This window comes from Snodgrassella alvi (assembly GCF_002777745.1).
In the GTDB taxonomy this organism is placed as follows: domain Bacteria; phylum Pseudomonadota; class Gammaproteobacteria; order Burkholderiales; family Neisseriaceae; genus Snodgrassella; species Snodgrassella alvi_D.
In genome coordinates, this window is sequence record NZ_MEIO01000020.1 from 1 (window position 1) to 313 (window position 313).

Here is a 313-nt window from a genome sequence, read left to right on the forward strand (position 1 = left end):
AGGAAATGACAGACTTTACGGTGGAGAAGGAAATGATACCTATGTATTTGCCAAGGGGCATGGTCAGGATTTTGTTTGTGATAGTGATGGTAAATCAGATACGATTCAATTTCTGGATGTGAATTTTGATGAAGTTAAGTTCCGCAAGAATGGTAATACTTTAATTATTTATGGCTATAACGAAGGAGATTCAATTGAAGTAAGAGACTTCTTTTATGCAGGTGATAAATATGCCATAGAAAACTTTGTATTTAAGGATAAGACGGTTACTCTGGAACAATTGCGCACAGAAGGAATGGTATTATACGGTACT

At 35.5% G+C, this 313-nt stretch carries 1 protein-coding gene; it reads left to right on the forward strand.

Going from position 1 to position 313, the window contains the following annotated elements:
* The coding region (locus BHC51_RS01010; protein WP_143558713.1) for a calcium-binding protein at positions 1-313 on the forward strand (313 nt) is incomplete at both ends.